The organism is Candidatus Thiodiazotropha endolucinida, assembly GCF_001715975.1.
Lineage (GTDB): Bacteria > Pseudomonadota > Gammaproteobacteria > Chromatiales > Chromatiaceae > Thiodiazotropha > Thiodiazotropha endolucinida.
Genome location: NZ_MARB01000019.1, coordinates 55,200 through 80,401 on the forward strand (window position 1 = coordinate 55,200; position 25,202 = coordinate 80,401).

24 protein-coding genes and 1 tRNA gene are annotated in these 25,202 nt (G+C 50.0%); 19 read left to right on the forward strand and 6 right to left on the reverse strand.

The window, feature by feature from the left end; genetic code table 11:
* Positions 1 to 2: 2 nt before the first annotated feature.
* Positions 3 to 1,325 (reverse strand): TolC family outer membrane protein, encoded by a 1,323-nt coding sequence (locus CODIS_RS15260; protein WP_069126813.1) that lies wholly within the window; start codon positions 1,323 to 1,325, stop codon positions 3 to 5.
* Between the two features lie 102 nt (positions 1,326 to 1,427).
* Entirely contained in the window at positions 1,428 to 2,204 is a 777-nt protein-coding gene (locus CODIS_RS15265; protein WP_235615243.1) for a M23 family metallopeptidase, read from the reverse strand.
* Positions 2,205 to 2,594: 390 nt separating this feature from the next.
* Between CODIS_RS15265 and CODIS_RS15270 the strand changes: the two genes are divergently transcribed.
* A tRNA-Leu gene (locus CODIS_RS15270) sits at positions 2,595 to 2,681 on the forward strand.
* A gap of 95 nt (positions 2,682 to 2,776) precedes the next feature.
* Here the strand turns inward: CODIS_RS15270 and CODIS_RS15275 are convergent.
* From CODIS_RS15275 to CODIS_RS15285, 3 genes are all read right to left on the reverse strand, one after another.
* On the reverse strand, positions 2,777 to 3,280 hold the full coding sequence (locus CODIS_RS15275; RefSeq protein ID WP_235615246.1) for a GlcG/HbpS family heme-binding protein: 504 nt from the start codon (positions 3,278 to 3,280) through the stop codon (positions 2,777 to 2,779).
* Between the two features lie 164 nt (positions 3,281 to 3,444).
* Complete coding sequence (locus CODIS_RS15280) at positions 3,445 to 3,912, reverse strand: group I truncated hemoglobin (RefSeq protein WP_083220802.1); 468 nt, start codon at positions 3,910 to 3,912, stop codon at positions 3,445 to 3,447.
* 151 nt (positions 3,913 to 4,063) lie between these two features.
* Positions 4,064 to 4,999, reverse strand: coding sequence for a LysR family transcriptional regulator (locus CODIS_RS15285; RefSeq protein WP_069126816.1), 936 nt, complete (start codon positions 4,997 to 4,999; stop codon positions 4,064 to 4,066).
* A gap of 112 nt (positions 5,000 to 5,111) precedes the next feature.
* On the opposite strand from CODIS_RS15285, the gene CODIS_RS15290 reads away from it, so the two are divergent.
* The 10 genes from CODIS_RS15290 to CODIS_RS21010 all read left to right on the forward strand — a co-directional run bounded on the left by CODIS_RS15290 (position 5,112) and on the right by CODIS_RS21010 (position 15,978).
* The gene (locus CODIS_RS15290) at positions 5,112 to 5,291 is read left to right on the forward strand and encodes a DUF2892 domain-containing protein (RefSeq protein ID WP_069126817.1); all 180 of its coding nucleotides are present in this window, start codon (positions 5,112 to 5,114) and stop codon (positions 5,289 to 5,291) included.
* Positions 5,292 to 5,340: 49 nt separating this feature from the next.
* Positions 5,341 to 6,648 (forward strand): cytochrome-c peroxidase, encoded by a 1,308-nt coding sequence (locus CODIS_RS15295; protein ID WP_069126818.1) that lies wholly within the window; start codon positions 5,341 to 5,343, stop codon positions 6,646 to 6,648.
* A gap of 457 nt (positions 6,649 to 7,105) precedes the next feature.
* On the forward strand, positions 7,106 to 8,647 hold the full coding sequence (locus tag CODIS_RS15300) for a M48 family metalloprotease (protein ID WP_069126819.1): 1,542 nt from the start codon (positions 7,106 to 7,108) through the stop codon (positions 8,645 to 8,647).
* Between the two features lie 417 nt (positions 8,648 to 9,064).
* A complete protein-coding gene (locus CODIS_RS15305; protein ID WP_069126820.1) occupies positions 9,065 to 9,322 on the forward strand; it encodes a BufA1 family periplasmic bufferin-type metallophore in 258 nt (85 codons plus the stop codon).
* Positions 9,323 to 9,573: 251 nt separating this feature from the next.
* Positions 9,574 to 10,458, forward strand: coding sequence for a DUF6635 family protein (locus CODIS_RS15310; RefSeq protein ID WP_069126821.1), 885 nt, complete (start codon positions 9,574 to 9,576; stop codon positions 10,456 to 10,458).
* Between the two features lie 154 nt (positions 10,459 to 10,612).
* Complete coding sequence (locus tag CODIS_RS15315) at positions 10,613 to 11,923, forward strand: POT family MFS transporter (RefSeq protein ID WP_069126822.1); 1,311 nt, start codon at positions 10,613 to 10,615, stop codon at positions 11,921 to 11,923.
* Positions 11,924 to 12,046: 123 nt separating this feature from the next.
* Positions 12,047 to 12,412, forward strand: coding sequence for a tautomerase family protein (locus tag CODIS_RS15320; RefSeq protein WP_069126823.1), 366 nt, complete (start codon positions 12,047 to 12,049; stop codon positions 12,410 to 12,412).
* Positions 12,413 to 12,627: 215 nt separating this feature from the next.
* A complete protein-coding gene (locus CODIS_RS15325) occupies positions 12,628 to 13,224 on the forward strand; it encodes a cysteine hydrolase family protein (protein ID WP_069126824.1) in 597 nt (198 codons plus the stop codon).
* Between the two features lie 13 nt (positions 13,225 to 13,237).
* Positions 13,238 to 15,775: a sensor domain-containing protein gene (locus CODIS_RS15330; protein WP_069126825.1), complete on the forward strand. Its 2,538-nt coding sequence runs from the start codon at positions 13,238 to 13,240 to the stop codon at positions 15,773 to 15,775.
* Positions 15,776 to 15,834: 59 nt separating this feature from the next.
* On the forward strand, positions 15,835 to 15,978 hold the full coding sequence (locus tag CODIS_RS21010; RefSeq protein ID WP_235615244.1) for a hypothetical protein: 144 nt from the start codon (positions 15,835 to 15,837) through the stop codon (positions 15,976 to 15,978).
* Between the two features lie 486 nt (positions 15,979 to 16,464).
* Here the strand turns inward: CODIS_RS21010 and CODIS_RS15340 are convergent, their stop codons facing one another.
* Positions 16,465 to 16,824 (reverse strand): helix-turn-helix domain-containing protein, encoded by a 360-nt coding sequence (locus CODIS_RS15340; RefSeq protein WP_069126827.1) that lies wholly within the window; start codon positions 16,822 to 16,824, stop codon positions 16,465 to 16,467.
* A 1,185-nt stretch (positions 16,825 to 18,009) separates the two neighbouring features.
* Here CODIS_RS15340 and CODIS_RS15345 point away from each other — a divergent pair.
* The 8 genes from CODIS_RS15345 to CODIS_RS15375 form a co-directional block, all read left to right on the forward strand.
* Positions 18,010 to 18,291, forward strand: coding sequence for an acyl carrier protein (locus CODIS_RS15345; RefSeq protein WP_069126828.1), 282 nt, complete (start codon positions 18,010 to 18,012; stop codon positions 18,289 to 18,291).
* The gene (locus CODIS_RS15350; protein WP_069126829.1) at positions 18,288 to 18,629 is read left to right on the forward strand and encodes a helix-turn-helix domain-containing protein; all 342 of its coding nucleotides are present in this window, start codon (positions 18,288 to 18,290) and stop codon (positions 18,627 to 18,629) included. Before CODIS_RS15345 ends, CODIS_RS15350 begins: the two co-directional genes overlap by 4 nt.
* Complete coding sequence (locus CODIS_RS15355) at positions 18,616 to 19,449, forward strand: ImmA/IrrE family metallo-endopeptidase (protein WP_069126830.1); 834 nt, start codon at positions 18,616 to 18,618, stop codon at positions 19,447 to 19,449. The genes CODIS_RS15350 and CODIS_RS15355 overlap by 14 nt, the downstream gene beginning before the upstream one ends.
* Complete coding sequence (locus tag CODIS_RS15360) at positions 19,446 to 20,192, forward strand: thymidylate synthase family protein (RefSeq protein WP_069126831.1); 747 nt, start codon at positions 19,446 to 19,448, stop codon at positions 20,190 to 20,192. Before CODIS_RS15355 ends, CODIS_RS15360 begins: the two co-directional genes overlap by 4 nt.
* Positions 20,185 to 21,183 carry a nucleotide kinase domain-containing protein gene (locus CODIS_RS15365; RefSeq protein WP_069126832.1) on the forward strand — a complete coding sequence of 333 codons (999 nt, stop codon included), beginning with the start codon at positions 20,185 to 20,187 and terminating at the stop codon, positions 21,181 to 21,183. Before CODIS_RS15360 ends, CODIS_RS15365 begins: the two co-directional genes overlap by 8 nt.
* Positions 21,180 to 22,070 (forward strand): nucleoside triphosphate pyrophosphohydrolase family protein, encoded by an 891-nt coding sequence (locus tag CODIS_RS15370; RefSeq protein WP_069126833.1) that lies wholly within the window; start codon positions 21,180 to 21,182, stop codon positions 22,068 to 22,070. Before CODIS_RS15365 ends, CODIS_RS15370 begins: the two co-directional genes overlap by 4 nt.
* 125 nt (positions 22,071 to 22,195) lie before the next feature.
* The gene (locus CODIS_RS21015; protein ID WP_154723161.1) at positions 22,196 to 22,429 is read left to right on the forward strand and encodes a hypothetical protein; all 234 of its coding nucleotides are present in this window, start codon (positions 22,196 to 22,198) and stop codon (positions 22,427 to 22,429) included.
* A 151-nt stretch (positions 22,430 to 22,580) separates the two neighbouring features.
* Positions 22,581 to 25,202 (forward strand): nSTAND3 domain-containing NTPase (locus tag CODIS_RS15375; protein WP_154723162.1); only part of this gene is annotated, 2,622 nt, incomplete at its 3' end.

A 25,202-nucleotide genomic window follows, 5' to 3' on the forward strand; every position in this document is an offset into this window, starting at 1 on the left:
CCCTAGCGCTCCAACCAACCATTGACCCGCTCCAGGTCCGACTCGCCCAAGGTACCGGCAGCGGACTTCAGGTTGAGTCCGTTGATGATGTAACTGTAACGGGAATTGAGATAGTCGCGTTGCGAAGAGAAGAGGTTACGCTGCACATTGAGCACATCGACGATAGTCCGTGTTCCCACCTCGTAACCCGCCTGGGTAGACTCCAGCGCGCTTTGGGCCGATACGGTCGCCGCTTTCAAGGCCTCGACCTGGCTGATGGTGGAGAGTACGCCACGATAGGCATCCCTCACCTGTCGGTTTACCGCGCGGCGGGTTTGATCCAGCCCCTGCTGACTCGCGCGAAAGTTCGCCTGAGCCTGGCGGGTTTGCGCACTGACAGCACCACCTGTATAGATCGGCACCTCCAGGGAGAGTCCGATGGTCCCCGTATCGGACTCGGTGGCGGTATCGGAATCGCTGCGGTTCATCGCATAGCCACCCACCAGATCCAGGGTAGGATAGTGGCCTGAACGGCTGACATCGATCTCCTGTTTGAGACTCTCGAGACCGGCGCGGGCTGCGATGATACTGTAATTCTGCTGCTGGGCGGTATCCGACCACTCCTGAAGATCATTGGGTACAGGCGGATTGAGCGCCAGCCCCTCCCCCAGTTTCGCCAAGTCATGCTTCGGTTGCGAACCGATGATTTCAAACAGCGCCTCCCAGGCATTGTCGAGGCTGTTCTCGGCGGCAATCTCCGATGCCCTGGCCGCATCGAATGCCGCCTGAGCCTCGTGCACGTCGGTGATCGCGATCAGGCCGACGTCGAAACGCTGCTGCGCCTGTTCGAGCTGACGGCCGGTGGCCTCGCGTTCCGCCTTGGCGACCCGAAGATCGTCCTCGGCAGAGAGAATATTGAAATAGGTGGTGGTACTGCGCACCATCAGATCGATCTCCGCCGCCGCGTACTCGGCCTCGGCCTCGGCGATGGTACTGTCCGCCTGCTCCAGCTGCAGTAACCGGTCCCGGCGATAGATCGGCTGGGTCAGGTTCAAGCCAAGTGCCTTGTCATGACTGGTGCTTTGATCATCGAAGGGAACTCCCTGCAGGGTTTTGAGATCTCTGCGCACCACATCGTAGGTAGCGCCCAATCCAATGGTCGGCAACAGCTGGGAACGGGCGAGACTCTTGGATTCACGCGCTGCGCTCAACTGTTCCTTGGCAACCTGCAATTGAGGATCATTTTGCAATGCCTGTTGATAGACCGTTATCAGATCCTCTGCCTGAACTGATAACGTGGGAATAAGTGTCACTAGAAACAGGATCAATCGTTTTATCGATTTCATTGTTATTCCATCGCCTGAACGGCAGTCAAACTATAAAAATACCGGGTGACTTTACCATAGATCGCCTGCCTGGCCTGTAACAATAATCAACCAGCCCCACGGCTATTCATCCGTCGGCATGGGGGGGACCAGGAGCTGCGGGTCGATACGGGCCTGGCGAAGATTCATACGCCAGTCGAGATGCGCACCGGTTACCCGGCCGGTAGCGCCGATCTCGGCGATCGGATCACCCTGTTTTACCCGATCACCCTCCTTGACCAGGATCTTATGCAGATGCAGAAAGGAGGACGAAAGCTGATGACCATGATCGACGATCAAGGTTCCCCCGGAATAGAACATATCAGGATAGGCCAGGGTCACCACACCATCCGCCGGCGCCACCACCAGCGTTCCCACTGGCGCAGCTATGTCGATACCGAAGTGTGGCCGTTTGGGAATACCATTGAGGATCCGTTGACTGCCGTAGACACCGGAGATAATTCCTTTCGACGGCCAGATGAATCCATTAGTGAAGTCACTGCGGTCATCGTCGCACTTGCGAGCCTGTTTCACCAGTGCCGCCTCCTTCTTGATCCGCGCCCAATCTCTTTTCGGGGGTGTGACCTTACTCGGGGGGAGGCCGTCGATTTTCTGAATCCGATAGGTTCTTTCGGCAATTTCAATCTGCCGTTTTTCGACTCTCTTACCCGCCCTGCTCACTTCCAGGGTATGCTGCAGGCTGTCATCCCTGCCAAAACCGATTAAAAAAACCCCCTCAGGGGAGACACGAATCGGTTTGTCGTTGAATCTGATCTGATTGCCCGGCTCTGTTTTACCGATCAGCATTCCCCCCTGGACCCTCTCGCCTTCCAGGGTCACCGAGAGGACCGTGGACGGCAATAGGAATATGGCCAGTAGAAAAAGAAGGTGTCTGTTGTTTAAAGCATCTAATAGCATAAAAATCATGGTAACCATGCACTAGGGTCCAATATGAATGGCACTTACTTGAGGACGAATTTCAGAATTTTCGCCCTTCCGGCGCAGGCCGGAATCCAGGAATACCGTCACCATCAAGCATTCTAAATCCCGGCCTGTGTTGGGATGACGGTGGTTCTTGGCTTAAGTAAACGCCATTCGGATCCGATTTCACTTATCCGATGGCGCGTATCACAGCAAACTACCACAGTTGAGATTGACCAGCCAACCGGATCGACTAAGAGGATTGACAGAAAAAGAAACTGGTTGTAGAGTGCGCGGTCTCTACGCCGGCCACCGGCAAGCCACATCCTAGCCGAGGTGGTGAAATTGGTAGACACGCTAGCTTCAGGTGCTAGTGGGGGCAACCCCGTGGAGGTTCAAGTCCTCTCCTCGGCACCAATTTTCGCTCAAGTACATCCATTGAACCATTTGGTACCGGCTATAAGATGCAACCCGGTCGATTATCGCTTGCATCGTTCGCGTGACTGCTCTGATTATTCATCAGCGAACTCCAATGCTTCACGTACCGTTTCGAGTCCAGCCATGGCACAAGCGCCGTCAATGCTGTCCCGTTCGGATTTCCCTGGCGGAGCGCCTGATATACCGATCCCGCCGAGAATTTCACCACCCGCCTCTATCGTCAAGCCACCACCCACAAGCAGTGCACCGGGATTGTTAGCCACTTGGTCAGGAATGCGCCGCTCCTCAAGCATGCCTGCCAGTTCCGCCGTTGACTGGCGAAAGCTGTTGGCTGTCCAGGCCTTCCGATATGCGGTCTCCGAAGTATGTGGACCGGCAAAACGGTCGCGTAGCTGAACCTGTATATTGCCACCGCGATCCACCACGGCGGCCGCAACAGAGTAACCTCGATTACGGCAATCGTTGATTGCCCCCCATGCCGCCTTGGAAGCCATTTCCAATGAGATCGACCGAAACTGATAGACAGCACTGCCTTGCTGCGAGTCTGCATAGGCGCTGCTAAAGAACATGGCAAGCACAATCAGCAAGCAAAGACTCCTGGATAACATTTTATTACTCCGGTAAACAATGATTGCCTGCCAAACCCTCAGCGAGCAATCCAACAGGTCAAGCTACGCTGATCACACGCTGAGAGTTTTCCGTCATCGGCAGGCAACAGGTCGATAAAATCTGTCAGACGAACCTAGGATTTCTCTACAATGTCACTCTTTGTACTGGCAAAGAAATCCAACACTTCACGACTCTCTATGGCAGGTACTTTGAATTTGTGCAGGGTATTTTTCAGTGCGGTGATCAGAATCTCCCAATCCTTCTCATCTATCCCCATACCCTCATGGGAAAGTCTCATCTCCCGCCCTCTGTAGTAAAGTGGGCCACCCGCCTTAGAGACGATAAAATCCACAATCAACTGTTTTTCCCTTGAAATGCCGTCACTACCGCGATGCGCCCAAAAGCGCCCGAGTTTTTCATCCGCTGCAATTTGCACAACCACATCATCCACGACAGCACTGATGGCGTTATAACCGCCAAGCCGTTCATAGAGAGAGACTTGTGATGGATCATTGTCGCCGGCGATTGCCGATGGTGCAGCGCATACTAATGCAAGTGGCAAAACAACGGTAATGGCAAGCTGGTGAAAACGGGTCTTCATATCACTACTCCTTAACGGCTAAATTTGTTTGCAAAGCGACTCGATTGTCGGCCGCTGTTTCAGGGTAGGTATATGTCGATAAAATTAGAAATTGTATTTAAGAATGTAATTTATTCAGTTTTTAAATCAATCCCAATCATCCTCACCTTGATTAGCCGACACTTTGCTGGCTGCCTGTCTCGGCCTGACCGGAAACCAATGCGGGGACCGTCGTCCGAATATAATCGATAAACGATTGAATATGTGCGGACTCAGTGTTTTCAGATTGCCAACTCCACTCAAAGCTGAAACAGGCGGGTTCATCTTTATCGATAAATAGCGGAAAGTTGGCCATATGGTCTGGTGATATTTTGGCCTTCGGCAGGATACCGGCGCCTATTCCCAATGAGACCCAATCTTCGATCACCTGATAGGTCAGGGCCTGCCCCGCATAGGCATGCAACTCAACACCCTGGGATTTGAGTAACGTTGACAAGGCAGCATTCAGTCCGCAACCGCCACCTGTAAGGATGATCGGCGTGGCAGGCAGGTCTGTTATTTTGAATGACAGATGATTCGTCGCTTGATTGTCATCAGCCGCCGGCAGGTAGTGGAGAGAATCCCGGTAGAAAAGGCAGGCGTGTTCTCTCTCACTCTCAGTTGTCGTCGGCAGGATCTGCACATCGATCTGCCCTCTGTTCAGACGTTCGGCAAGCTCATCGATAAAACACTCCTTGAAGAAGATCGTGATATCCGGATTTGCCTGTCGAAACGGCGCCAACACATGATCCAGCCTCTGCATGTCAACCAGGGGAGAAAAACCAATGCGCAAAATCTTATGCGTGGGATTGTGGAAGGACTCTGCCGCCTTGCTCAATTCATCGAGACTCAGTAGTACATCCTTGAAACGCGGCAGCATATATTCGCCGAAGGGAGTCAGATCTACCCTACGCGTCGTGCGATTGAACAACCTCCCCCCCAACTCATCCTCAAGTTGCGAGATGGCATTCGACAACGTCGGTTGAGTGGCGAAGCAAAGCTCCGCAGCGCGACTGAACGAGTGGGTCTCCGCAACGTGCACGGCAAACTGAAGCTGCTTTATATTCATAACTTAATTTATTCGGATATCAAATAAATGGCATTCATAAATAGAATTTCTCAATTATTCGTCTCGAGCTTATGCTTTTCACCGACACAATTCAACACGATGGAGATCAACGATGAGCGCCCAACGAATGCTGTTTCTGACTGTCGCCGTACTGCTCTTTGCCGGGATCGGATTGTCCGGCTGGAATCAGGTGCATTGGTTCCTCTATCTACCTGCCGGGATGCTGGTCTTCGCCGGCCTTACAGGTCTCTGTCCAGGACTGGTGCTGTATAGAAAGCTCGGCTTCAAGTAACCCCCTTCAGCATGTAGATCTGCCACATTTAACGGACTGAAGAGATAGGATGAATACGGGAATAATTGAGCTTCTGGCATTTGGATTGGTTGCCATCATAGCCGGATTTTTTCTGCTGATCAGCATGGTTCGCGAACTCACGCCCAATCAGCGGCGAAAATGGTTTCTTGGGATTGGCCTCGGTACCGGTATCATCGCATTCAGTCTGAAGATTGGGCTTATCGTGATCTTCTCACTCTTCCCCGGGCCTATGTTGTCGCTGTTCCCCGAACGTGAGCATGAGCTTGCATCGGTGATTGCATCTACCGACCAACGCAATGATTCAAGGATATTCAAAACCCCCTATACCTGGCAGGCACTGCCCACCTCAGCTCCATACCCTGAGGATAACCCGCCTACTGCCGAAAAAATCAAACTGGGCAGAAAGCTGTTCTTCGACACGCGGCTATCGGCAGACGGCACCCTTTCATGTGCATCCTGTCATGTACTCACCGATGACAAAGGTGGTGGGGACGGACTCACCGCATCGATCGGTATAGACGGTAAACAAGGCACCAGGAACGCCCCCACGGTATTCAATGCGGCCTTCCAGAAAGTACTGTTTTGGGACGGACGCGCCTCATCACTTGAGGACCAGGCAAAGGGACCACTGATCAACCCGATCGAAATGGGTATGCCCTCACTGGATCATGTCGTGAATACAGTACGCAATATTCCAGAGTATCAGGCGTTGTTCAGCTCAACATTTCCAACCCGGCCATCGATCACCATCGACACCATCGCAATGGCCATCGCCAGCTATGAGCGCACCCTGATCACCCCTGACTCACCCTATGATCGGTTTATCAGGGGCGATTCGAACGCACTCACTGAAAAGCAGATTCGCGGGATGGCGCTGTTCGGGTCCACCGGCTGCATCCTTTTCCACTCCGGACCCAATTTCAGTGCAGCAAGTCTCTTCAGTGACGACACGCCCTACAGAATATTTCCCTCCATTCCCAACACGGTGTATGAGAAGCGGCATCGTCTAAACGATGACCTCGGTGCGGCACCAAAGGATAACGGCTCGGACAGAGGTGTCTGGCGCATTCCCTCGTTACGCAATGTCACTCGAACCGGTCCCTATTTCCACAATGGTTCCGTTTCCTCTCTGGAAGAGGCGGTACGCATCATGGCCCATGTTCAGTTGAACAAAGCCATAAGCAATAGGGACACTGATGACAGATCAATTCAATGGTTGAATAGCAATAAACGACTCAGGGTGGAGAGCCATCAGGCCTTGAGTGATACCGAGGTTGAGGAGATTGTGGCCTTTCTCGAGTCGTTGGAAGGTAAGTTGCCAATCAGCCAGCAATAAAAAGAGGAACCAAAAAGGGTAGCTGTTGCCCGCGAGCATCTCCTTGAACAACTCGGTCTCTATCTTTCTGCAAGATCATACAACCTTGGCTATCTGCATGTATCAGTGGATCGAAGGAAAAACGACACTCAATGAATGTAAAACAATGTAATAAAGCGCACTCCCTCCACCGCCTCTGATCCGCCTCCCAGCCCCTCAACTAATATAATGTATTTCATATACTTAAAAAGGCCACATAACAGAATTGATATGGCTTGAACAGGAACCAGAACATGATGAACAGATCGTGGTCAATAGACTAGACCTATAGATATTAATCCAGCTTGAGCCGGGTACATTGACATCATGAGCCCAGCTATCGTAGGGTCAATTTACGTTGTTTATAACACACTGCGTTTTATACAACCGCTCGGATTGCAACAGAGAATGACTTAACTGATTTAGACCGAGATATGACATGAATAGGTTACTGATCCCTGTCGCCCTCTCCCTTTCCCTGATCACTGGCTGCGCGGTGAACCCTGTCACCGGAAAGAAAGAACTCAGCCTGGTTTCCGAGGCGCAGGAGATGGAGATCGGCCGAAAGAACTATGCGCCACTACGCCAATCCCAGGGGGGGGACTACGTGGTGGATAAGAAGCTCACCGCCTACGTCAGCGAAATCGGTCAAAAACTGGCCGCTGTCAGTGATCGCAAGCTGCCCTACGAATTCAAGGTTTTGAATAACTCGGTTCCCAATGCCTGGGCACTCCCCGGTGGTAAGATCTCGATCAACCGCGGTCTATTGACCGAATTGGGAAGCGAAGCGGAACTGGCTGCCGTGCTGGGGCATGAAATCACCCATGCCGCGGCGAAGCATACCGCCAGCAGCATGTCCCGAGGGATGTTGATTCAGGGTGCGGTAATGGCAACGGTGATCGGCACCCAGGGAAAAGACTATGCCCAAATCGCGCAGTTGGGGGCCGGTCTCGGGAGCCAATTGATCACCAAGAAATATGGCCGGGATGCAGAACGTGAATCCGACTACTACGGCATGAAATATATGTCGAAGGCGGGATACGATCCTCAGGGGGCAATCGATCTGCAACGTACATTCGTACGTCTCTCTGAAGGTAAAAACCAGGATTGGCTCAGTGGACTCTTCGCCAGCCATCCACCCTCCAGAGAGCGGGTCGAGAACAATATCAAGACAGCCGCCAAGCTTCCTAAAGGCGGCAGCGTCGGCAAGGATCGTTTCAAGACCAGAACGGCCCACATAAGACGTACCAAACCAGCCTATGAGGCCTATGAAGAGGGTCGCAAGGCACTGCAAAAAGGTAACCTCAAAAAGGCCAGGACACAGGTCGGCAAGGCCCTGCGCCTTGAACCCAAGGAGGGCCACTTTCATGCCCTGCTCGGGGATATTGAGGAGAAAAGAAAGCACCCTGCGATTGCCAAGCGGCACTATAACAAAGCGATTAAACTGAATGACAGCTTTTTCTACTACTACCTCAAACGGGGGCTGGTGAACGAAAAACTGAAGAATGCCGACGCCGCCAAGCTCGATCTGGAGAGGAGCATCCAACTATTGCCGACAGCAAATGCCTACAACTCCCTGGGCAATCTGGCCCGGACGGCCGGTAACCTGAAATCCGCCAAGTCCTACTATCGCAAGGCCGCCTCGAAAGATACCACGGAGGGCAAAGCCGCCTACAGCGCCTTGATGGCGCTCGATTTGTCGGAGAATCCGCAAAACTACATCAAACTCAGAACCGGCCTGGACAACAAGGGTAGAGTCAAAGCGGAGTTATACAACCCAACTCCCCGCGATGTAAAAAGTATCGTCATTGCAATCCATTTCCGCGATACCAATGGCCAGATCAGAAAACTCAAACGCGTCTACAAATCGGTTTTACCTTCCGGCAAAAAGCGACTCATCGACCTGGGCGTAAAAAACATCCCGAAAGCGCAACTGTCGAAGGCCAAATTCGGCATCATCGGCGCCCGTCTTGCCAAATGATCCCTCAACAGTTCGAGGTTGGATTCAGATGAACCCCATTATGGAACCATAGGGATTTTGAGGATCTGGCTGCACAGAGACGTACCGCCAGCTTTCATCGCTGTAACCTATTGAAATTGAAGGAGCCGGAAAACCTCATTCTCCCATTTCGCGCTCTGGACAATGCCGTCGACAGCCTTGATCAGCGTCTCGTCTGTCATCCTGAATAGGGAAAGGCTCAATCGTCGCAGCATTTCAGCGATCGTGACGCTTCCATTCGACCTGGCCAAAAAAACCAAACCACGTTAATCAATGAAAATTTTTTCTCTTCAGATGAATCCAGGATCAGACTTGGTCCGTATTCTTGCTTGAAGTCATGCATCAAGCAGGCTGATGAATGCTACTGAATCAATTACATAACCATCTGAGGAGAAAACCATGAACAAGACTACAAAGACAGCCATCGTGGCCGGAGCGATTTCAACTGCATTGGCCATGGGGGCGGCGAACGCTGCGCCCTCTGCCGGTACGGAAAAGTGTTACGGTGTAGCCAAAGCGGGTAAGAACGACTGTAAGGCAGGCCCCGGCACCAGTTGTGCCGGCAGCTCCACAACGGACGGCCAGGGCAACGCCTGGATGCTGGTACTCAAAGGGACCTGTCAAAAGATTGTGGGTGGCAGCCTGGCAGAAAAGTAATCAAGCAAGTCGACCCCGCCGGATGGGGTTCGCCCATCCGGCAAACAACACCCCGCTTGTCACTTTTTATCCCGGGTTGTTCACTCTGCCTCCAGGATTGCCGTACCTAGCTTGCTGTAGATGGTTGACAGCGAAAAAAACCATGATGTAGAAGTACTTGGATTATGTGATCCAGATCAGGCAATATTCCCCGGGGGTGATATGATGTCACCTATTCTCATTGCCGCCCGCCACTGATCTTTCCTCAAACAATGTCAGAAGATATTCAACAGCCCTATCTCACCGATCCGGTTATTCAGGGGCAACTGGTAAGCTACATTGAGGCATGCAGGCAACGAATTCCAACCTTCGTCAACAGGCACTTTTCCCTGCAAGGCGCCTTCCAGTTAAACAGACTGGCCCTGGGAGGCGACATCCTGGTCGCACCATTCAACTTCCTGATGGGCTTACCCAATTTCCTGCTCCGGCTGATCGCTATGCTGTTCGAACTCCTCGGGGCGCATCGCCTGGCCCGACGCCTGTTGAAGATCCATCTTGGACTTCCCACCAGGGTTCAACAGGCGTTGAGCACACATCTGTATACGGACTTGCTCATGCTATCCCACCACCATGAAGATGCAGACAAACGGCTACGGCAACTTCTCCACCAATCAGCCAGGGAACCGTTGCGGATCTATGTGCAAACAAGAAATGTAGCCGGCGATATCACCGCAGGTACCCTGGCGGCCATTCTGGGTTTAATCCTGCTGAATCAATTCACACCCGGTTCCTTTTCGGCCGGTGCTGCAATCGCCCACTTAGTCGCCAGTGAACAGGCCGCTTCGGAATTCTTTCTCGGAGAGACAGTGGGACGCTTCTATTACGCCCTCTTCCCGGTAAACCCGCCGATTGGTATCGTGATGCTAACCGTACTAGTGGTAATGGTGACGATCGCCCTGGTGGCGGCATTTTCCGGCATGCTTCACGACCCCATCCAGAAGCGTACCGGGATACATCAACGCCGACTCAATCAGCTTCTGGATGCCATTGAGAAAAGTGCCTGCCAATCGCTCGCAAAGGGGTATCGCCCCAAAGATACCTTTGTCGGCCGGATCTACGATTTCATCGATTGGGTCAAAGGATTGCTTTCATTTTAATCACCGCGGCAGAGCCCATAAATGATTTCCGTTGTACACAGAGTGTCTGGGCGAGTATCCGGGTAATTGGTTATGATGGGTCAGATGCAACCGCCATAGAGCACCTTTAAAATACGTGACTGACTATCTCCACGCCCCACTGCCGTCCCGAAAAATGCCAGCAGGCATCCCCTTCATCATCGGCAATGAAGCGGCTGAGCGATTCAGCTTCTATGGCATGCGGGCGATACTGGTAGTCTTCATGACCCAGTACCTGCTTAACAGTAGCGGCGTTGCGGAGCCGATGAATGAAGAGGAGGCGAAAGGCTGGTTCCATCTATTCGTCTCGGCGGTCTATATCACACCCCTGCTGGGCGCACTGATCTCCGATGGCCTACTGGGCAAGTACCGCACCATCATCCTGCTCTCCCTGGTCTACTGCCTCGGCCACTTTGCCCTGGCGTTGGACCACACCCGCCTCGGCCTGTTGCTCGGATTGGGGCTGATCGCCTTGGGTTCCGGTGGAATCAAACCCTGCGTTTCCGCCCATGTGGGGGATCAGTTCGGCCGCACCAATGGGCACCTTCTGCCGCGTGCCTTCGGCTGGTTCTACTTCGCCGTCAACCTCGGCGCATTCATCTCAACCCTGGCCACCCCCTGGCTGCTGCAGCAGGCAGGACCGGCCTGGGCCTTCGGTGTACCCGGTGTCCTGATGGTCGTCGCCACAATACTCTTCTGGGCCGGTCGCCGTCGCTTTATACACATCCCGCCTGGTGGGTGGGAATTTGTCCGCGAGACATTCAGCCGCGATGGATTGCTCACCCTGGCTCGGCTGTTGATTCTCTATCTCTTCGTTGCCGTCTTCTGGGCCCTTTTCGACCAGACCGGCTCAGCCTGGGTAATCCAGGCCAAGTCAATGGATCTAACGTTGTTAGGCGTGGAGATACTACCGGCCCAGATCCAGGCGGCCAATCCCCTGCTGGTGATGCTGCTGGTACCAACCTTCTCCTATCTCATCTATCCCGCAATCCAACGCCGCTGGCACCTGACGGCCCTGCGAAAGATCGGCTACGGCATGCTCCTCGCGGCCCTAGCCTTCGGTATCTCAGGATGGGTGCAACACCAGATCGACATGGGGCAAACCCCGACCATCGCCTGGCAGTTATTGGCTTATCTGGTGCTCACCAGCGGCGAAGTCATGGTATCGATCACCTGCCTGGAGTTCTCATATACTCAGGCGCCCAATCGGATGAAGTCATTCGTGATGGCCTTTTTCATGATGTCCGTCGCCCTGGGAAACCTCTTTACAAGCATGGTCAATTTCGCCATCGAAGGCAGTGAACTTCTGCAGGGTGCGGACTACTATGTTTTCTTCGCTCTCTTGATGTTGGTAACCACAGGGCTGTTTGCATTGGTGTCGCGATATATTCCGGAACACACCAGGTTACACACCGAAGCTGTGGCCGTACCAGCCAATCGGGATTGAATGGTGTTCGTGCAGATTGGCTGTCGATCTTTAGTATGCATAGCGATGGGCATCTTAGAGCAATGGCAATCTTAGTAAGACTAGAGTAATCCCATTAGATCAATTAACAAAAGAGGATCTGCTATGCCGCTAGTCAACATTTCCATACTCAAGGGTAAGTCACCCGACTATATTAAAGCCGTTACCGACGGTGTGAATTCTGCGGTTATTGAGACGATGGACTTCCCTGATGATGATCGATATCAGATCGTTCATGAAGTGGAACCGCATTGTCTGCAATTTCAGGAGCGCGATGGTGATCGGGTGATGATGTTTCTCATCATGCGCGCGGGACGTTCAAACAAGGCGAAACAGGCCTTTTACAAAAAATGCGTTGAAAACCTCGCAAAAAATCCCGGTATAGATCCGGCGAATGTTCTGATCACGATTGCAGAGAATCATGATGTTGATTGGTCGTTTCGTGATGGTGTTGCTCAATTCGTCGTGTAAGGGAATATCTATTTCGCATAAGCCATTAAAATCCTCTGGTATTTAAGTCGGAAGTTCGAACAACCTCGCTTTCGCGCCAGGCGTGATTAGCACTGCCGGTGATACTTGAAAAAATGGCGCGCCCGGAAGGAATATTCGGGCCGCCGCTACGCGGCGCTGGTCGAATCTGTGCTAAAATCGATCTTATTCAATAACTTTTCCTAATCGATGAATCCATGGTTTTCAATCAAACTGCCATCATTCTCATTGGATTTCAGAATGATTATTTTCTCAAAGATGGGGCATTGCATGGAGCACTTGAGAGTTCAGAGGCAGCAGGTCTCGCTCTGAAAAACACGGTCAATCTCATAAAGCGCCTGAAAGACACACCGACCCTGCTGATTAACACTCCTATTGTATTTACCAGCGATTATTCCGAAATCACCCAGCCGGTCGGTATCCTGAAAACCATCAAGGAGATAGGGGCGGTCAAGCATGGTACGACAGGTTGCGAGACCGTGGCTGAAATCAAGGCCTTCAGTGACAGGATCATTACGGTTCCGGGCAAGCGCGGACTGAACGCCTTTTCTAATACATCACTGGAACAATTGCTGCAATCACACGACATCACCGATGTGGTATTCGCCGGTGCGGTCACATCAATCTGTATTGACACTACCGCCCGCACCGCGCTCGACAAGGGTTATTCAGTCACCATTCTGAAAGACTGCACCACCGGACGCAGCAGTTTCGAGCAGGAATTTTATTGTGAGGAGATATTTCCGCTCTATGCCGAAGCCATCACCTCATCGCAGATGACCGAGCAACTATAAACCGCAATCTACGGTGAAAAAGCAGATCACAAGCGACGAATTACAGGCCCAGCTGAACCTGAAACTGCTTGAACGTTTGCGTACTTCTGAACGCCGCTACAGGGAACTGGTCAGTAATCTCAAACAAATCGTCTTCCAATTGGATCGGGACGGTCGGATGACTTTCCTGAATCTGGCCTGGGAAAACATCACCGGCACCTCGATCGACAGGGCTGTTCATCTGCCATTGTCTCATTTCCTACCTGAAGCGGATCGCGCCGAATTCGATGCCATTGTGCATCAGCTGCTTATAGGCAGTGGGCAGATTTTTTCATTTGAATCTGAGTTGATAGGAGAAAACGATATACGCACCCCGGTCGAAATGACCCTAACGCCGCAACTTGAAATTAGTGATGTCACAGGCATTGTCGGAACCATCATCGATGTCACCGAACATAAAGATATGTTGTGCGAACTGAGTCTGAATCGAGAACGCCTGTTCTTTGCGCTGCAGGGTGCCAACGACGGCTACTGGGACTGGAATCTTGAAACTGACGAGGTTTATTATTCCCCCCGCTGGAAAAGCATGTTGGGCTATCGGGACGATGAGCTGCTGGAAGACGACCTGACGGTGTGGGAGCAACTGGTACATCCCGATGACAGAGGCACCACATTGAAACAGGTCCGGCAATATCTCGACGGTCGCATTGACAAGTTTGAAGTGGAATTCCGCATGCAGCATAAGGCCGGACACTGGGTGAATATTTTATCCAGGGCATCGCTCGCCTGTGATGATAACAGCCGCCCCCTGTCGCCTAAACGGTTAGTGGGCACCCATGTCGATGTAACAGAACGCAAACAGATCGAACAAAAACTGCTCAAACAAAACCTTGCGCTGGAAGCCACCGCCAACGCTATCTTCATCACCGATCCGGATGGCGAGATTGAATGGGCCAACCAGGCCTTCCTCAAGATGTCTGGCTACAACATGGAAGAAGTACTGGGGAATAATCCGAAGCAACTGATTTATTCCGGCAAGCAGGAAAATGATTTTTACGAGAATATGTGGCAATCCATCAGTTCAGGACAGGTCTGGCAGGGTGACCTAATCAACCGCAAGAAAGACGGCAGCCTGTTCGATGTGTTCATGACCATCACGCCGGTGCTGGATGCGCAGGGACAGATCACTAACTACATCGCGGTAAAGGACGACATCACGCATCGCAAACAGATCGAAAAGGAAGTGGAAGAACTGGCCTTTTATGACCCACTGACCCGTCTACCCAATCGCCGCCTGTTCATGAGTCACCTGAAACAGGCAATACTCCATAGCCGTCGTCAACTGACCTATTCCGCCCTCCTGTTTATCGATCTGGATCATTTCAAAAATCTCAACGACAGTTACGGGCATGATATCGGGGACCTGCTGCTTATCGATGTCGCATCGCGTATCACTTCCTGCCTTCGGGAAGTCGATTTGGTGGCGCGTCTCGGTGGCGACGAATTCGTGGTCATACTGGAAAACATGGGTAGAGATTCAGCTGAAATCAACAGCAGTGTCTTGACCATTTGCGAAAAAATTCTGGTTTCAGTGTCCGCCGAGTCGAACCTTAAGAACATCAGCTACTCAAGCACCTGCAGCATTGGTGTTTGTTTGTTCAGGGATGAATACCCACGCGCGGAAGACATTCTCAAGCGTGCTGACACCGCCATGTACGAAGCCAAGAAATCAGGCCGTAACAGCGTTCATTTTTTCAATCCGGAGATGCAGCAGGAACTCAAAAGTAGACTCCAACTTGAGCGTGAACTGGCCTATGCCCTGACACAGAATCAGTTCCGCCTGTTTTATCAATTGATTGTGGATCACGAGCGCAATGTGGTCGGCGCCGAAGCATTGCTCAGATGGCACCATCCGGACAAAGGCATCATCGGCCCCGACCAGCTTTTCCCCCTGATCGAGCTCAACGGTATGATCGTCCCGATTGGTGAATGGGTGATCAATGAGGGCATCCACCAATTGCAGCGCTGGCAGAAGGAAAGCTCAACCCGTTCGCTAACCCTGTCTGTCAATATCAGTGCGCTACAGTTCAAAAAACCCGATTTCATCAGTAACCTGGCATCGAGCATCGACAGGTACGGCATCGATTGCAATCAACTCTACCTGGAATTGACCGAGAGCACCCTGATCATCAATTTTTCCAGGACCAATGAAAAGATAGAAAAACTCAATCGCATGGGCATCAAGACCTCGCTTGACGATTTTGGCACCGGTTATTCCTCATTGAGTTATCTGAAACGCTTCAATGTCTCACAATTAAAAATCGACAGGTCGTTCGTGCAGGACATCCTGGTGGACGAAGGTGATCTCACCATGGTGAGGACCATCATCGAGATGGGCAGAAATCTCGGTCTTGAGGTCGTTGCAGAAGGTGTCAGCAATGAACAGCAATTCGAGCTACTGAAAAGCTGCGGATGCAAACGCTTCCAGGGCTACTGGATTAACCGGCCGTTGCCGATAGAGGACATTGATTCCCTGCTGAGCCCCCTTTCACCTAAATCGAGTGCTTTTTGAATGAAATCTTGGAAGTATCGCCTTGGTATCAGTTCAGGGGAACAGGCGTTCCGCTGGAAATGCGCAAAGCCCTGCTGGGAAATGCTAACGGGGATATCACGACCCATTACACGGCAGCGGAACGGCAAGCGCTGCTGAATACCGCTGAAATGATCGTTGATCGTAGCAACGCCCAGACCCCCACCCTGAAAATGGTCGGTTGAAGTAAAGGATTTATCGGAAAACTGTCGGGAAAGGAAAAAGCGCTAGCCACTAAATAAGCGTTAACTCTTAGATCTATATGGTGCGCCCGGAGGGATTATTCGGATCGATGGTCCTCACCCCAGCGGGGCCGCCGCTGCGCGGTGTTCTGCACGCCTGCGGCGCTGGTCGAACCGGCTCTTTGAAGTCGGAGGTTCGAATACTCTCGATTCTTCTTTTGGCGCGATTTGCAATACAGGTGATACTTGAGAAAATGGCGCGCCATTACAGACGTGTCTGGGCACTGGTCCGAAGAATTCGAAATTCCGTTTGGACGTACTGTGAGAGTACCAGATAAGTCTAAGCGCAGATCATAATTTATAACTATTAATCAGTACGTTGTTGTACAACAATGGTTCATTCCTATAACAAGCATTAAACAAATCAATGACTCTCGGTTTCAGCATTGAAATATCAAGACCTGTAACCAGGCTCTCACATTGTCTTAATTAATCATTTCGGCATACGACCTCTCCTTCTTCTTCCAGAAGTCGAGAGAGGTCTTCTTTGTGTATTCCGGATTCGTCACTCATTCCCATTACAGCCATGAAGATTGCTTTGGTATTTTCATTACTGCTATCTGCCGAAACAAAACAACTCCTACCCTTCCTATAGATCACTACTAATCCTGATATTTCAAGGATTTGAGTATGCTTCGTTATATGGTTCGATGGGAGTGAGAGGGCGTTAGCTATTTCACCAACGCATATTGGTGTTTGTATAGCAAGAAGCAAACGCATGATACGGAATCTTATGTTATCAGCCAGCGCTTGAAAAGGCCAGGTTTGTTTCAGTCTCGTCATCTGCATAATCGATCACCTAGTCAATAAATGCTAAGTTCACAGTTTCACCCATACACTTGATCAATAGCATTACTGATTATTCTTTATCTCAGTAACTAATTTACCTATTTAACAGGTTGTGCAGTGCACGCATTCTTTGTGAGCGTGTGCAAATCTCTGCACTGGTAGCTGACACTATAAGCAGATGTGATAGATTGTGTGCTTTCTATCATTTTATAGGTAACAAGGATTTTGATTCTGCTTACTAAGATAGAACACAGCCCACATCTAACTAGATGTCCAGTCAGTAGTTGTACTCCATTCATAGCGGTTGAACGGGACGTGCCAAAGATTATGTAGTGACTGCACTGCGATGGTTCATCGGCTTTTGAGGTTTATGTGAAAGCGTTAAGCGCGCTGCTCATGAACCTCTGCCGACGTTGGCGAAACGCCGGGGCTGGAACACACCAATAAAATTACGATCAGTCCTCCAAGCAAAGCGTGGGATGGAAATCGTCATTTGTCTTGTTTTTGACGGATCGAATGCCCCTCAATTATTACCTCAAATCCCAGGAAGCGCAGGGGGGGCTTTCCCAGCTCGAAAGGGGCGCCGGAAAACGCGAGCAACTCGTTTGCAGCAGAGGAAAGGCTTTTCTCCACCAGAAAAACTTCTCCTCAGTCACGCAGACTCTACTGCGCACTGGATTAGTGTTAACAGGCCCTAGTACATCATCTGTAACCAACTCACACCCTGTCGGCTTTTTCTTACAAATGCCTTTGCCGTTAGAACCTCGTCCTTAATACCACCTCGATGGGTGGATAGATACACACGAAGATGTACAAGCCTGTGCCGGCTAGGAAGGCAGCTACTCCATTCATGTTGTGACCTAAGGTGGGAATTCGCGCTCTCTCCATCCTCCCAGACGGCCCATGAAATGCCGCATATGAGCTGCAGCCTCCCGAAACCGGGGAGTTAAAATGAGACTAACTGCGAGATTTTAACTAGCAGCTAAAAGCGAAGCCGAACTGCACGGACTACTGAGGAAACCTTCATCGACCTGGCGCAAAAGGGACCCCACTCACAGAAGCGCCGCAATGCCCTGGCAACTATCGAGAATATTCAGAATGAGCTTGCATACAGGATATTGTCCTTGACATTATTCTTACCAGTGGTAATATTTTCTTACCACCAGTAAGGAATAGGAGGTCTATATGCCGAAATTAGATATAGAACAGATAGTTATCGCTTGCATTCAAGAAAACATGGAGCTTTCGTGTGAAGAGGTGCCCACTATTACCATGAATACCAATCCTGCCAATGATTTGTGTGGCTTTGACAGCCTGAGAACCTTGGAAGTACTCATTGGTATTGAAGAGCGCCTGGAATGTGAATTACCGCCGGACAAGGTATTTTCAGGCATGAAATATGAAGATATGACTATTAGCTCCCTAGTGACCTCAATCCAAAAAATAAAACAGGAAAGCATGTCATGAGCAAAGAAGACATCGCGAACCGTCTACGCTCTGCCCGAGAAATGGCTGGATTGTCACAAGGTCAAGCCGCAAAAAAACTTGGGATGCATCGCCCAACTATCAGTGAGATTGAGGCCGGTAGGCGAAACGTCAAATCTAATGAGGTGGTTGAATTTGCTAACCTTTATGGCATTGAAGTCAGCTGGATAACCGAGGGGATTGTAAGTGAAGACAAAATAGACCAATCCATCTTAGCAGCTGCAAGAGAATTAAGTGCCATGAAGGATGAGGATATAGAGACACTGATTAACACGATTAAGATGATCAAAAGCTCGGGAAACAAGGATGGAAAAGATTAGAGCCGCTCAGGTAACTGCCAAAGCCTTAAAAACGCGAAAGACCTTTCTTGGTGTCTCTCCTCATTTAGCCATTTGCCCCTATGCTCTATGCGAAGCAATGGGTTTTGATCTTCGTTTCGTGAACATACCCTCTTTTGAGGGTATGTATGTTGCCAGCCAGAATCTAGTACTTATATCTGCTGAGCGCCCTGAGGGGAGGAAGCATTTTACCTGTGCGCATGAAATCGGCCATCATGTGCTTGGACATGGCACAATTATTGATGAAATTCTTGAGTGTGGATCAAGCAATGAAGAGGAGCTTGAAGCTGATTTTTTTGCCAGTATGCTTCTCATGCCATCTTCTGCAATTACACGGAGCATGATTCGTTACGGAATCGAAGCGAATAATTTAACTCCTAAGGATTGCTACATATTAGCGAAATACTTTGGTGTTTCCTATCAGGCTTTTATCACACATATTTACAGTAATCTACGGCTCTTCAATTACAGGCACTATCAAACCCTAAAAAAAGGCAATCTGCCTGGGATTCGTTTTGAAATCTGCGGACTAGATACCAAGCAGCAGATTTTCTCTATCGGAGATTGGTGGGAAGAAAAGGCACTGGAGCTGGAGGTCGGTAATTATATTGTGACTGATCAACCGCTACTGGTAGATGGGCCAGACTTACTGGAGATCGAAGATGTACAGAAAAATATATTGAAAGCTAAATCCCCTGGTATAACGCGGGTGTACAACGGCACATGGAGTCGTTTTGTAAAAATCAGTCGTCATAAATTTCAGGGATTTTACCAATATAAATATGATGAGGAAGAAGAATGATCATCCAGGGAGAAAATGTAACTGAATGCTGGTTGAAGACCTTAATTGCTATGGCTGATGGCCCTCATTGGGAGCTTTCACCGTTTATTGCGCATTTTAAAACTGGGAGTAAAACTCCTGTCTATGCCGATGAATTGGAAAGTGATTTGAATGTTTATCTGGAAAGTGTTGGTCAGCCACACATAAATACTACAGCTGGTACGATTTTCCCTCAAAGCCTAACAGGTGGAAGCGAAGATGTGTTTGATCGTTTTGATCGCATATGGAAATATATAAAAAAGGACAAGCGTAATTACAAAGGCCACTATTTTAGACGACTTGTCGCTTATAATGAACAAAATGGCCGACGTGTTAACCAGCTCAAGCACATAATCGAAACATATAACGGCATAGAAGGTGTCCGTCATCCGGTTCATCGGCGGTCGGCACTAATTGCATTGACCTTCGACCCTACCGTAGATCACACTGCACAGCCATTGCGCGGTTTCCCTTGCCTCCAGCAAATCTGTCTTGTCCCTAAGAATGATGGCGAGGTGACGCTTAATGCCATATACGCTATGCAACATCTTGCGGACAGAGCGTATGGTAATTATGTTGGACTGGAGAATCTAGGCCACTTCATGGCGGGCGAGATGGGCCTAGAGCTCGTTGAGGTAAACTGTATCGCAAGCGTATTGGAGCTTGGAAAGATGAAAAAGTCAGTAGCAAAAGAATTCGCGGAAAAATACAAACAATATGTCTAAATCGTCCAGCATTATAATAAAACTCGAACCTTCCAAACCCACAAAAGCATACGATACTTACTGGAAATTTGCCTACGAACGCCAAAATGTCTGGTACAACCGCCTATATGGAGCGCAGCGCCCATTCAGTGACGATCCCATATTGCAGGAATATAAATTCACAAATGTATACAGAGCCAGCGATCGTGTAAGCCAGTATCTAATTAAGCATGTGATATACAACACCGTATATGGCGACAACCCGAATGATACTGTTTTTAGGATATTACTATTCAAGCTCTTCAATAAAATTGAAACATGGAAGCTACTGGAACACCGATTTGGAGAGTTGAGTGTAAAGACCTTCAAAATCAACGCATTCATCAAGTTTCTTGATAGTGAGATGAATAAGGGAAGAACCCTCTATTCAAACGCATATATGATGGCCTCAGGCTGTAGGGAGTTTAATGTTACTCGCAAACACCACGCACACTTGATGCTGCTAGAAAAAATGCTTAAAGAAAAATTACCTGACAAGATTGCTAACTGCATAAAAATGCGTGATGCCTATGCCTTGTTATTGGACTACCCGCTAATCGGTCGATTTCTCGCTTACCAGTACGTAACTGACCTCAATTATAGTGAGCTGACTAACTTCAAAGAAACTGAATTCACGGTACCTGGCCCAGGGGCGAGAGACGGCATTAAAAAATGCTTCAGATCGTTGGGGGGCTTATCAGAAACGGACATCATCAAAATGATGACCGACAGACAAGAATTCGAGTTCGAACGTTTGGGGCTGAGATTCAAGAGGCTTGGTAACAGAAAGCTACAGTATATCGATATGCAAAATATTTTTTGCGAAGTTGATAAATATTGCCGCGTAGCACATCCAGATCTTTCGGGCTTTTCGGGACGGACACGGATAAAACAGCGGTTTAAGTATAACCCTGATCCCATAGAGTATTTTTTCCCACCCAAATGGAAAATCAAGCTAGGAGCAAAGAAATGAACGTTGATGAATATCAGGCTCTCGCCGCAGATACCATGCAGTTTCATAAAACACAGGAAGCGGCATTATCTATCGTCATGCTTGGTCTTAGTGGTGAGGTTGGAAGCTTATCGACGGAATACAAAAAGAAAATGCGTGATGGTGATAGCTATACACTTTTTCGTGAAAAGCTCGTAGAAGAGCTAGGCGACATTATCTGGTATTTAACTTCTATTGCCACAATTGAAGACATAACGCTTTCTGAAATCCTTAAATTCAATCTTAAAAAAACGCAAGATCGATGGGCTGATTTGCAAGGCACGGCACAACTCCCCCTGGAAGGCGATTTTTATGATGACGAGTATGACGAGAAAGAACAGCTACCCAGAGAATTTGTCACTGAATTTAACGAAGGCACTGACAAAAATGGGAAACACTGCATTGAAATTTCTGTTAATGGAGAGGTATTCGGCAATACGATCAGAGACAATAATTATGAAGACGACTATTACTGGTATCATGATTTATTTCATTTTTCTTATGTCACCTGTTTGGGGTGGTCACCCACGGCGCGAGGCCTGATGCATAAAAAACGCCGTAGTAACGAGCAGGTCAATGAAATTGAAGACGGCGGTCGAGCAATCGTTATAGATGAGGCCATATCAGCACTAGTTTTTGAGCATGCCCGCAATCACAAATTCTACGAAGGCGTTACAACCCTTGACGAACAACTTCTGCAGACGATACGCCTGCTTACTAGACATCTTGAAGTGCAACAAGCAACTCCTAAAGAGTGGGAAAAGGCAATATTAACTGGTTTTGACGTATGGCGGATAATGCGCAAGGAGAAAATTGGACGTGTTATCTGCAATATGCATGAGAAAACCATGTATTTTGAAAATCCGTAAGTTGATCTAATTGTAATCCTTCTACTTTAATACGTAGGTTGCGACTGAAATGGTCAACATATTCGTAGGCGTTTATAATTATTTTGGTTTAGGTGGATCATAAATCAATAAGTTATGAATAATTCATGCACCGTATTTCCGATAACTCAGTAATCAAAAGATGTATTTGCCAGAAAAATGGATACTTATTGTTAGATTCAGGCATTGTCGATAAAACCATAGGCAAATCAACTTTTTTGTATTTGCTCTCGGCTAATTGGTTATTTCCAGATTTGCCAGTAGATGGTCTCCAAGCGGCCAATAGCGGGCGGTTTGGAAATGGCTTTATTGATGACGGTTGGGCTAATATTCTCAAATAAGTAGGGTATAAGAATAAGGCAGGATGCGGTTTTCTTAGAACAATTGGGGGATGTCCCTTATTAATGTGACTATCTTGGATAATAATTTCCACATGTAGATTGAAAGTGGTGAAAACCTTATTATTTATATTACGACTTCGAGAGGCTTAGGATGCCAAAGGACCAATCCACCATCTCATTACTTTCACCAAAAGAAATTTGGGATCGCGTCGACCCACTTGCTGATGATCTACATACCAACCCACAAGTCAAGGGGCTGGCGGATCTTCCATACAACCTGTTAGGCGGTTCTCGATTCGAACGCCTCTGTTATGAACTATTGGTAGCCGAGGGCCATAATCCCCGCTTTTTTGGGCGTAGCGGGCAAAGCGATTATGGTGTCGACATTGTTGTCGAGGCCGGCGAAATCCGTACTGTCTACCAATGCAAAAATCTTTCTGTGGCGCCGTCATGGACCACCATCCGTGATGCCGTTACCAAATTCAAGACGGATTGGCTCAGCAAAGCTGGTCTGCCAACACCCAAGCGTTACATCTACTGTTGCCCCCATCCATTGGATGCTAGGTCGCTTGGGGAGAAGTGGACCCATTTTCGAGATGAATTCAAGGCAAGAACTGGCGTTGAGATCGGTTTCTGGGATCAGAATGCACTGAATACCCGTCTGCGCCGCCTACCCGATGTGGTCGCCGGACTTTTTTCCCCTTCCTATGCCGAACATTTCTGTGATCATGATGGGTGGATGGACGATCCCTGGCTTCGCGTATCCCGAAGCGAAGCGCGTCACCGTCCAGTGGAACGCTTCCTGAAGCGTCATTACCAAGAGGCCATTTATGTCGAGGAGAAGGATTCCGAAGCTTTCAACGACGCCATCTCCTCCTCCCCTGTCTTCGCCATACGGGGTCAACCCGGGGCCGGCAAGACGTTGATCGCGCTGGAGCTGGCCTGTGGGATGGAGTCACCGAGACGACGCATCTATTATGCCAGCCTGGAAGACTCCACCGATGTTCAGCGCCTATGGCAATCGGCACGCCGTCGCACCAACCTGCCGGCCATCTTTATCCTCGACGATTGCCATCGGGATCTGGTGAAGACAGGGCGTCTGCTGGAAAGCCTTGCTCCGGAGTTAGGAGACAGCCGCAACCGACTGCGACTATTACTGATATTGCGGGATCTGCCTTCGAGTGGCGGCAACGAACTGGACGATACCCCGGATTGGCTGTTCCAGTTGCAACAGGAGGCACGAGTCATGGACTTGGTGTGCAGTCTGGATCGCACGCTGGCCGTGGCTATTCACCTGCGACCAGAACTGAAAGGGCTTTCCCGCAAGCGAAGGGAACGGCTACATCATTTGACCGGTGGTGACCTGCTATTGCTGGACGAACTCCTTCAGGACGTAACCGAACCGAACGACTTGGAACGCCTGAACCCAGATCAGCTGCAAAACAGCATCCTCAATCGCTATTTTGGAGGCGCCAGGCGGCTGCCAACCGTACTACGCTTGGCATGCCTGTCCCAATTCGACTTAGTTCCCCTTGCCGACTGCCTGGATCGAGATTGGCAACCGGGCGAGAAGGCCTTGGCAGCACCACTGATGAGCATGTTGTTCGGACCGCCGCGCTACAAATTTCTGCATGCCTCCCTGGCTGAACTGGTTACGCGGGCCTTGGTGACCGTCGAGATTCCACCGGAACGATTGACCCAGGGGGTGATCGACCACACTTCGAATGCGTTGCTCGGCTACCTTGGACACCTACAGGCAGTTCACGATACGGGCGCAACCTTATCCTTTGTAGAGATCATGTTGACGACGCGGCTCAAGCTATTGGCAAACGAGGTGGAAGCACAACTCAAGGCCAGGGTTTTGGCTGACGAGGCCATCACAATCGAAATTGGTGCCAATTTGGAGCAATACCATTTCTTCCACCTGCATCTCATGCTGATGCTGCTCAACTTGGCCAAACATCCTAGCAAATCACGATATGAGGAGCTGATTGTAGAGCGTTTCCATATTCTCTTCCGGCACGAGGCAAACGGAACCGATGGCGCAGGAGTGGCGACTATCGCGACCGGGATTCGTACCTTGGCCAAGTACGCACCCGACCGACTCGAAAACCTGTTTTCTGTCTATGGACCTCAAGCCTTCCTACAGCTAATCCAGGCCAATGGCACCCTGTTCGAGCTGTTCCGTGTCCTGGAATACGCGACCCCCAAGTTTCGTGGGCAACTGCTGGATCTATTGACTCCGGCCATGGCCCTTGCCCTGGTGGAGAAAACCATTGCCGCGGGGCGTTCCATCGGCACCCTGCATATGGCTATGCGGGAGTTGGCTGATGCCGACCCGGCCCTGCTGGTACGGCTGGAGCAGGCCATCGGCGCTGAAGCATTCCTACATCTAATCCAGGCCAATGGCACCCTGTTCGAACTGTTCCGTGTCCTGGAATACGCAACCCCCAAGTTTCGTGAACAACTGCTGGATCTATTGACTCCGGCCATGGCCCTTGCCCTGGTGGAGAAAACCATTGACGTGGGGCGCTCCATCGGCACCCTGCATATGGCTATGCAGGAGTTGGGCGATGCCGACCAGGCCCTGCTGGTACGGCTGGAGCAGGCCATCGGCGCTGAAGCATTCCTGCATCTGATCCAGGCCAATGGCACCCTGTTCGAGCTGTTCCGTGTCCTGGAATACGCGACCCCCAAGTTTCGTGGGCAACTGCTGGATCTATTGACTCCGGCCATGGCCCTTGCCCTGGTGGAGAAAACCATTGCCGCGGGG

Bases quoted from the DNA above. Each gene is read 5' to 3' on its own strand.
- CODIS_RS15305 (WP_069126820.1), top strand. From the start codon at position 9,065: ATGAACAAGACTACAAAGACAGCCATCGTGGCCGGAGCGATTTCAACT.
- CODIS_RS15315 (WP_069126822.1), top strand. From the start codon at position 10,613: ATGCCAGCAGGCATCCCCTTCATCATCGGCAATGAAGCGGCTGAGCGA.
- CODIS_RS15340 (WP_069126827.1), bottom strand. From the start codon at position 16,824: ATGCAGATGACGAGACTGAAACAAACCTGGCCTTTTCAAGCGCTGGCT.
- CODIS_RS15280 (WP_083220802.1), bottom strand. From the start codon at position 3,912: ATGAAGACCCGTTTTCACCAGCTTGCCATTACCGTTGTTTTGCCACTT.
- CODIS_RS15320 (WP_069126823.1), top strand. From the start codon at position 12,047: ATGCCGCTAGTCAACATTTCCATACTCAAGGGTAAGTCACCCGACTAT.
- CODIS_RS21015 (WP_154723161.1), top strand. From the start codon at position 22,196: ATGCACCGTATTTCCGATAACTCAGTAATCAAAAGATGTATTTGCCAG.
- CODIS_RS15290 (WP_069126817.1), top strand. From the start codon at position 5,112: ATGAGCGCCCAACGAATGCTGTTTCTGACTGTCGCCGTACTGCTCTTT.
- CODIS_RS21010 (WP_235615244.1), top strand. From the start codon at position 15,835: ATGCGCAAAGCCCTGCTGGGAAATGCTAACGGGGATATCACGACCCAT.
- CODIS_RS15310 (WP_069126821.1), top strand. From the start codon at position 9,574: ATGTCAGAAGATATTCAACAGCCCTATCTCACCGATCCGGTTATTCAG.
- CODIS_RS15360 (WP_069126831.1), top strand. From the start codon at position 19,446: ATGATCATCCAGGGAGAAAATGTAACTGAATGCTGGTTGAAGACCTTA.
- CODIS_RS15345 (WP_069126828.1), top strand. From the start codon at position 18,010: ATGCCGAAATTAGATATAGAACAGATAGTTATCGCTTGCATTCAAGAA.
- CODIS_RS15370 (WP_069126833.1), top strand. From the start codon at position 21,180: ATGAACGTTGATGAATATCAGGCTCTCGCCGCAGATACCATGCAGTTT.
- CODIS_RS15260 (WP_069126813.1), bottom strand. From the start codon at position 1,325: ATGAAATCGATAAAACGATTGATCCTGTTTCTAGTGACACTTATTCCC.
- CODIS_RS15300 (WP_069126819.1), top strand. From the start codon at position 7,106: ATGAATAGGTTACTGATCCCTGTCGCCCTCTCCCTTTCCCTGATCACT.
- CODIS_RS15350 (WP_069126829.1), top strand. From the start codon at position 18,288: ATGAGCAAAGAAGACATCGCGAACCGTCTACGCTCTGCCCGAGAAATG.
- CODIS_RS15355 (WP_069126830.1), top strand. From the start codon at position 18,616: ATGGAAAAGATTAGAGCCGCTCAGGTAACTGCCAAAGCCTTAAAAACG.
- CODIS_RS15285 (WP_069126816.1), bottom strand. From the start codon at position 4,999: ATGAATATAAAGCAGCTTCAGTTTGCCGTGCACGTTGCGGAGACCCAC.
- CODIS_RS15365 (WP_069126832.1), top strand. From the start codon at position 20,185: ATGTCTAAATCGTCCAGCATTATAATAAAACTCGAACCTTCCAAACCC.
- CODIS_RS15295 (WP_069126818.1), top strand. From the start codon at position 5,341: ATGAATACGGGAATAATTGAGCTTCTGGCATTTGGATTGGTTGCCATC.
- CODIS_RS15325 (WP_069126824.1), top strand. From the start codon at position 12,628: ATGGTTTTCAATCAAACTGCCATCATTCTCATTGGATTTCAGAATGAT.